Annotated in this window: 2 protein-coding genes; one reads left to right on the top strand and one right to left on the bottom strand. The window is 70.2% G+C overall.

Annotation, left to right across the window (positions count from 1 at the left end):
• On the top strand, positions 1–1,012 hold a 1,012-nt coding region (locus WBA11_RS11380), incomplete at its 5' end, for a tetratricopeptide repeat protein (protein ID WP_424520805.1).
• 37 nt (positions 1,013–1,049) lie between these two features.
• Here WBA11_RS11380 and WBA11_RS11375 read toward each other — a convergent pair.
• Positions 1,050–1,781: T9SS type A sorting domain-containing protein (locus WBA11_RS11375; RefSeq protein WP_424520804.1), on the bottom strand; the 732-nt coding region annotated here is incomplete at its 5' end.

The raw sequence follows: 1,781 nt of genomic DNA, 5'->3' as shown, positions 1-1,781 counted from the left end.
CCTCAGCAGGTACGATCCCGAGCGAGCCGAGTACCATGCCGCCCGTGCTGCCGCCGCGATCGGCACCGACCGCGGCGTCGCCTTCCCGACGGCACAGGCCACGTGGGCACAGGCCCTCGCTGACGGCGGGGACTTCGACGCGGCCCACCCCCGCTTCCAGACCGCCCTCGAAGCGATGAGCACGGTCCCCAACGCTCTCGCCGAAGAGGCCGCCGTGCGAAACGGATACGGAGCGATGCTCCACGGGATGGGGTGGGAAGACGAGGCCGAGGCCGAGTACCGGGCCGCCGCCGACCTAGCCGTTCGGGCCGATGACCTCGACATGGAGGCCTCGGCCCTGCAGAACTTGGCGACTCTGCTCGTCCAAGTCGACCGCCCCGACGAGGCAATCGTCGCGTTTAGAAACTTGATCCGGCGGCTCCGGGAGCGTGGCAACGCCCGCTCGACGTACAGTCTCGGGTTCGCCCAGGTCAACCTCGCCAACGCCCTCAGCAACGAGGGCCTGGCGTCTGAGGCGCTTGCTGCCTACCGCGAAGCCATCGCCACGATGACGGCCCGGCTTGGAGCGGAGCACCCGGAGGCTCTGGCCGCGCGCATCTCGCTCGCGCTCCACCTCAACGGGATGGGCCGGACCCGTGACGCCGCCGTCGAGGCCGAGTCCGTCCTCGAGGACGTTGAGCGTGTGCTGTCAGCAGACCATCCGTATACGGCTTACGCTCAGACCGTCGCGGGACGCGCCCTCTGTGACGCGGGCTCGCCGCGCCGAGGCGCCGAGCTTCAGCGCGCGAGCCTCGACGCCCGCCGGCTGTCGCTCTCCGACGATCACTGGATCATCGCGAGCGCGGAGAGCGCCTATGGCGCCTGCCTCGCCCGACTAGGTCAGCGTGAGGAGGCTCGCGGTCTGCTCACCCGGAGCGCCGCAACGCTCGCTCAATCCCTCGGAGATGACCACCGGCACACCCGTGCGGCCCGAGAACGACTGGCGGCATTCGACCGGAGCTCCTCGAGCTAGCCGACCTCGAGCTGAACATCCTCGAGACCGCAACCAACTACCGAACCACCGTCACGCGCTGCGTCGCGACGCCCATCCTCGAGGACGCTCGCACGACGTAGACTCCCGCACCGAGCGCCGACGCATCGACCTCGAGGACGTGTTGGCCCGCAGCGAGCGATCCGGTGTGGACCTGGGCGACCGCGCGGCCGAGCAGGTCGAACACCGCGACCTCGACGGGACCGGCGGCCTCGAGGGCGAGCGTGACCGAGGCGCGGTCCCGCATCGGGTTCGGCGCAGCCGATGACAGCGAGAGCGCCGCGGCCTCGAGGCCGGGCTCGGACGAGACCGGCGTCTCGACACCTTCGTAGGCGCCCAGGTCGACGCGTCCGTCTTGGACGCGGTCCTCGCCATCGAGGTCGAACGGCAGGATCTCGCCGGTCACGCCGTCGTCATCGAGGTCGAAGATGTCTTGGGGCACGTCGCCGGTGTCGCCGAAGTTGGTCGCCGGGCTCCGGGCCAGCAGGTGGAGGTCGCCGTAGTCGTCGTCGTCGGTGCCCCACTCGTCATCGGGGCCGTCGTCGGGGGCGCGGACGAACAAGGGGTCCGCGGCGAGGATCGCTTCGCCGTCCGCGAAGCCGCCCTCGACGATCGCGTTCTCGATGTCGAGCTCGCCGGCCCCAGCGTTGCGCTGGTCGGCGATGGTCTCGCCGTCGTTGTCCCAGAAGATCGAGTTGACGATCTCCGTCGACGTGTCTCCCCCGACGCGCAACGCGGCGAACCCGTCGTT

The organism is Rubrivirga sp. (genome assembly GCF_049648075.1).
GTDB lineage: Bacteria > Bacteroidota > Rhodothermia > Rhodothermales > Rubricoccaceae > Rubrivirga.
The sequence above is the reverse complement of the archived record's forward strand: the minus strand, read 5'-3'. Positions and strand labels throughout refer to the sequence as shown.